Below are 5,795 nucleotides of genomic sequence, written 5' to 3'. Positions count from 1 at the left end.
TGCATATCCATCTCAATGCTCCCCGACAGATGTGGCTACTTAGCCGAAGGCGGTATTGCCGCCTCGCGGTCCACCATCATCTGCATCATCATTTCCATCATGTCCATACGCTGCATCATGTTCTTCTGCATGGACGGGCCGCCGGGCATCGAGGACATGCCCCCGCCTTGCATCGGCATGCCACCGCCCATCTGTCCCATCATCGCCATGCCGTCCTGCATCGCCTTCATATGGTCTTTCATCAACGCGGCGCGCTCTGCCGGCGTCTTGGCGGCCATCATCTTCTGGTGCATCTCCCGCATCGTCTTCATTTGCTGGTCGAACTTGGCCGGGTCGACTCTCGGTGCGCTTTCAGCCGCCGGCGGATGTGCGCCGTGTTCTTCGGCCTGCTTGGCTCCCCAGCCGGGAAATGAGGAGCAGCCGGCAAGCGTGAACGCTGCGGCCGCAGCCAAGATACCAATGGGCTTCATGGTTCCTCACTTTGTGAGTTGAGCGCCCGGGGGACAGCGCTAGATGGCGCCACATTGCTCGCAAGGACCGCCTTCGCCCTTGACGCAAGTCAAGATAGGTGCCGCTAGGCGGCCTGTCGATCAAGCGCTACAAATACGAAATGAACACTCTCACCCACCGTGGCGTGCTGGCGGCCATCGCTGCCGCGGCGCTTTTCGGCGCCGGTACGCCGGTCGCCAAACTGCTGCTTGCGCACACGAGTCCTTGGTTGTTGGCGGGCTTTCTCTACCTTGGCTCTGGCGTGGGGCTGTGGGTCTGGCGCCTTCTATCGCGCGCGCCAGAGGTTCGGCTCCAGCGGACCGAGCTCGGATGGCTCGCGGGCGCCGTCGTCGCAGGGGGGATGCTCGGACCCCTTCTGCTGATGACTGGGCTGACAGGCATGGCTGCAGCCGACGCTTCATTGCTTCTGAACGCCGAAGGCGTTTTCACCGCCCTCCTTGCCTGGTTCGTGTTCAAGGAGAACTTCGACCGGCGTATTGCACTGGGAATGATTGCCATCGTGGCGGGTGCCGCCATCCTCAGTTGGCCTCGCAAGGCAGGTGTCGGCGCCCTCTGGCCTTCGTTAGCGGTGCTAGGCGCCTGCCTGGCTTGGGCGGTCGACAACAATCTCACCCGCAAGGTATCGGTGGCCGACGCGTCGTTCATCGCCATGACCAAGGGCTTGGTAGCCGGCGCAACGAATCTCGCGCTCGCGGTCGCCACAGGCGCGATCTGGCCGTCGACCGGGGTGGTCGCCGGGGCAGCACTTCTGGGCCTGTTGAGCTACGGCACCAGCCTTGTGCTTTTCGTCGTCGCATTGCGCCACCTCGGAACGGCACGCACGGGCGCCTATTTTTCTGTTGCGCCGTTCTTTGGCGCGGTCCTGGCCATCGGACTGATCGGAGAGCCCCTCACGGTGGGGCTGGTTGCGGCGGGCATCCTGATGGCCATCGGCGTCTGGCTGCACCTGACCGAGCGACATCGCCATTGGCACGCTCATGCGCCGCTGGAGCACAGCCACGAGCACGCACACGATGCGCATCACCAGCATGCCCATGTCGATGGCTCATCGGACGCGACCCGGCATACGCATTGGCATCGCCATGAACCCTTGGCGCATGAACACGAGCACTTTCCGGACATCCACCATCAGCACCCGCATCCTCACTGAGCCGAGGCGGGCACCGCGTGGTCAAGGCGCCCTCCTGGCGGCTCGGGCGTTCATCGCGAAACCCAGAATGATGATGGCGGCGACCACCAGTTGCGCACCGAGGACCTGGGTGGACGGGAAAACACCCAGGAAATCGATGCGCGGCGTGTGGGTGGCATGGGCGCTGATCCATCCCGCCTCTTGGAGCGCCGCGACGCCCTTGCCGGTCAGAACGACCGCAAGAACGGCGACCAACATGGAACTCCAGGAGAAGAATTTGCCGATGGGAAGTCGGGCACTGAATTTCAGGAGCGCAAGCGCCACCGCGGCCAGAACCGCCAGACCCGCCACCAGGCCACCCAGAACGGCCGCGTGGTTGCCTTGCTCCCACAGCGCCGCGTAGAAAAGGATGGTCTCGAACACCTCCCGGTACACCGCGATGAAGGAAAGGCTGAATATGAAGAACGCCGACTTGCGATCCAGCGCTGCCGACAGTTTTTCGTGGATGTATTGCTGCCACATGCCAGCCATGCTCTTTTGGTGCATCCACAAGCCGACGCTCAGAAGCACCGCCGCCGCGAAGAGCGACGACAGGCCTTCGGTGACTTCGCGGCTGGCGCCGCTCACGTTCACGATGTAGGTTGCTACGGCCCAGGTCGCTGCACCGAGCGCCAGCGCAGCCACCCAGCCGGCGTGCACATACGGGAGCATGTCGACTCTCTCCGCCTTGCGGAGAAAGGCGACCATGGCCACCACGACCAGCAGCGCCTCGAGGCCTTCGCGAAGAAGAATCGTGAAGCTTCCCAAGAATGCGGCAGTAGGGTCCTCGGCGCCTGTCGACAACAGCCCCTCCGCCTCCTTGAACAAGGCATCGATCCGCACGGTCTGCGCATGCAGGTCGGAAAAGGCCGCCTTGCTGGCAATGAGCGAGCGGAACTCGCTCATCGCGGTTTCAATGCGGCGCAGCAGCACGGCGTCGCGCGTGGCCAGCGTGGGTTCGAGGGGCTCGACCCCGTCCAGATACGCTGAAAGCGCGAGGTCGGCTGCGCGCTTCAAGTCCTTCTTGCTGTACGCCTCTTCACTCCGGGCAAGGCGCTGACGGGCGACATCGAAGGTCAAGGCGCGATTCTGGACGACGGCCTCCGGGTGGGCATGGAGGTAGGCCATCGCGGCCGCGGCAGGCCCCTCCCCCACCACTTTCCCGAGATCCGCTTCGGTGGTCCGGGCCAAGCCGTCCAGGCTCCCGAGCTGTGCGCGCACAGCTGAGTTTTCCTTCCACACGTTCTCGCCGGCCGTGACATCTTCTTGCTTGTGAGCGAACTGCCCGATGTAGAACGCCAGCGCCCAACGGTCTGCCTCGGGAAGGGAGGCAAAGCTCGCCATGGGCGTGCCCTCGATGCCTTGACTGATGACCTGGTACAGGGCGAAGGCGCTGCGCTCGCGAGCCCGGGTTGGGTCGGTGAAGGCAACAGGCGGCGGTTCCAATCGCGCGCCCAGCGGACCGTCCCCCTTGCCGCCGACACCGTGACAGGCTGCACACTGCGCCTGGTAAATGGCTGCCGCAGCGGCCAGGTTCGGAGGAGCGGCCGGTGAAGACGACACCGGATAGACAGCGAGAAGATGATTGCCCAGCGATTTGGCGAGCGTTTCAACGCGCGCAGGGTCTTCGCGAGCCTCGATAGCARCCGCGAGGACGCCCGCCTCCGCCACCAAGGCAGGCTGCTCTGGGTGGGCTTCCAGTGCAGCCAGCTTCGTTTGGCTGGCCCTGGCAAACTCGCGCATCTCCGCGAACTCGGAGGGGCTGAGAACTGCGCCGTCCTTGACCGCACCCCGGTAATCCACGGCCAGGTAGTCGAGCAGTTGCCAGATGCGCCTGACGTCGTCCTCGCCGGCGTGCGCAAGCGCCGCCGACAAAAATAGCGCCGCACACACGAAACCCATTCGACAAAGGTTTCTGAAGCCGGTCATAAAGACGACCAATGCAAATAAGAATTATTCTAATCCAAGGGTCCTGAGAACGCTGGGCTATTGCACCGCAACAAAAACCATCGACATCGGGCTCCGGACCGGAGTCACCGGCTCAAGGTGGTGAGACTCCATACGATGGCTACAAGCTGGGCGACGTTGATCAGGATTACGGTGATGTGCGTTCTGCGGAATCCTGGAATTGCATCCATGTAGTTCGACTGGATCTGCGCTCCGAGCGAATCCATCTTGGGAATGACCTTCTTGCGCAGGACGATGGCAATCAACGCCAGCACTGCAGCACCCACCGCAAGCCCTGGGCGACCGGCAATCGCATAGCTGATCGCCGTTGCCGTCGCAGTCACGAATGCGGCGACATAGTAGATGTTGAAGAAGCCACGCACAAAGCGGGCGTCAAGCGGCGTGTCGTGCTTCAGGATCAGAAGCGGAATGGAACCCATGATGAAGTAGGCCGTCGTGACGAGCAGTGCCACGGTAAAGCCCAGGGCGACAAACATGGCAGCGGACATCTTCGTTTTCCTCGCCCGGCGCGCGTTTCAGTCCAGTGCCAGAAAATGGTGGACCACCGGCGCCTCCGGCCCGATGTGGAAGCGCACCACCTCGTGCTGCAGGTCGGCATCGGCCTTCGACACCCGCTGGTGCTGGCGCAGGTGCTCGGCCCACGACTCGACCAGGAACCACTCCATCAGGCGCTCGGGCTCCTGGGTGTGCTCGGTGATGCCCCAGGCATAGGCGCCGTCGCGGCGGCGCTCCATCGACATCGTCTTGAGCGCCTGCAGGAAGGCCGGCCGGTCTTCCTTGCGGATGCGGTATTCGATCTGCACCATGACCGGCCCACGGTCGTTCGCGACCGGCTCGTTGAGCAAGGGCTCGGGCCAGTGGTTGGAGGCCTGCAGGTCGGCGTCGCCGGCCGGCAGCCGGATGCGATGGAAGACGAAGGCCACCGCCGTCAAGCCGGCGGCACCGGCCAGCAAAGTGACCGGCACACCGATCTTCTGCGCCACCAGCCCCCAGCCGAGACTGCCCGCGGCCATCGCGCCATTGAAGACGGTCAGGTAGATCGCCAGCCCCCGGCCGCGCACCCAGTTCGGCAGCACGCCCTGGGCCACGCCGTTGAGCGTGGTGAGCGCGATGATCCAGCCGCTGCCCAGCGCCAGCATGAGCATGACGGCCAGCCATTGCGGCGGCGCGCTCGCGAGCAGCGCCATCACCAGCGCCGACAAAAGCGATGCGAGCAGCACCAGGCCGTCGGCGTCGAGCTTGGTGCGCAGCCGCGGCAGCAGCAAGGCGCCGACGATCGCCCCGACGCCGACCGCGCCGAGCATCAGGCCGTAGAAGCCGGCCGTGCCGCCCAGCATCCGGCGCGCCACCAGCGGCAGCAGCGCCCAGACCGAACTCGCGAACAGGAAGAACACGGCGGCGCGCAGCAGCACCACGTGCAGTTCGCGGCTCGCGCGGGCGTAGCGCAGGCCGGCGCGGAACGCGCCGAAGAACTGCTCCGACAGGCCGCTGTCGGGCGTCGCCGGCCGCTTCCACCACAGCAGCGCGGCAACCACGAACACGTAGCTCAGCACGTCGGCGCCATAGGCCGTGGCCGCGCCGAAGCTCGCCAGCAGCAGGCCGCCGGCGGCCGGGCCGATGGCGCGCGCGATGTTGATGCCGAGCGAATTCAGCGCCACCGCATTCTTGAGGTCGGCGCGCGGCACCAGCTCGGGCACGATCGACTGCCAGGTCGGCCCCATCAGCGCGGCGCCAATGCCGCCGACGAAGGTCAGYGCGATCAGGTATTCGACCGTCAGGGCCTTGGTGCTGGCGAGCAGCAGCAGCGTGCCGCTGACCGCCGCTAGCACCAGCTGGATGAAGATCAGGAAGCGGCGCCGGTCGAGGATGTCGGACAGCACGCCGGCCGGTATCGCCAGCAGGAAGATCGGCAGCGTGGCGGCGGTCTGCACCAGGGCCACCGCGGTCGGGCTGGCCGACAGCTCGGTGACCATCCAGGCGCTGGCGACGTCGCGCATGAAGCTGCCGATGTTGCCCAGCACGGTGGCCGCCCACAGCACGGCGAACACGGGCTGGCGCAGAGGCGCGAAGCTGCCGCTCGGTGCGGCAGAGGCCGAGGCTGGGGTCGAAGGGTCAGTGCTCATCGTGGGCCCGCAGATCATGCCAGGCG

Annotated in this window: 5 protein-coding genes; 1 reads left to right on the top strand and 4 read right to left on the bottom strand. The window is 65.3% G+C overall.

Features of this window, described 5'->3' with window-relative positions; translation table 11 throughout:
• Positions 1-35: 35 nt before the first annotated feature.
• Entirely contained in the window at positions 36-470 is a 435-nt protein-coding gene (locus AC1DY5_RS39200; protein WP_478119849.1) for a hypothetical protein, read from the bottom strand.
• 140 nt (positions 471-610) lie between these two features.
• On the opposite strand from AC1DY5_RS39200, the gene AC1DY5_RS39195 reads away from it, so the two are divergent.
• The gene (locus AC1DY5_RS39195) at positions 611-1,660 is read left to right on the top strand and encodes a DMT family transporter (protein ID WP_478119850.1); all 1,050 of its coding nucleotides are present in this window, start codon (positions 611-613) and stop codon (positions 1,658-1,660) included.
• Positions 1,661-1,681: 21 nt separating this feature from the next.
• On the opposite strand, the gene AC1DY5_RS39190 is transcribed toward AC1DY5_RS39195, so the two are convergent.
• From AC1DY5_RS39190 to AC1DY5_RS39180, 3 genes are all read right to left on the bottom strand, one after another.
• Complete coding sequence (locus AC1DY5_RS39190) at positions 1,682-3,607, bottom strand: cytochrome c/FTR1 family iron permease (protein ID WP_478119848.1); 1,926 nt, start codon at positions 3,605-3,607, stop codon at positions 1,682-1,684.
• A 104-nt stretch (positions 3,608-3,711) separates the two neighbouring features.
• Positions 3,712-4,134, bottom strand: coding sequence for a hypothetical protein (locus AC1DY5_RS39185; RefSeq protein ID WP_478119847.1), 423 nt, complete (start codon positions 4,132-4,134; stop codon positions 3,712-3,714).
• A gap of 27 nt (positions 4,135-4,161) precedes the next feature.
• Positions 4,162-5,769, bottom strand: a complete 1,608-nt coding sequence (locus tag AC1DY5_RS39180; protein ID WP_478119846.1) for an MFS transporter — start codon at positions 5,767-5,769, stop codon at positions 4,162-4,164.
• Positions 5,770-5,795 lie beyond the last annotated feature (26 nt).

The sequence above is a fragment of the Variovorax sp. P4_D9 genome (assembly GCF_056401695.1).
The sequence above is the reverse complement of the archived record's forward strand: the minus strand, read 5'-3'. Positions and strand labels throughout refer to the sequence as shown.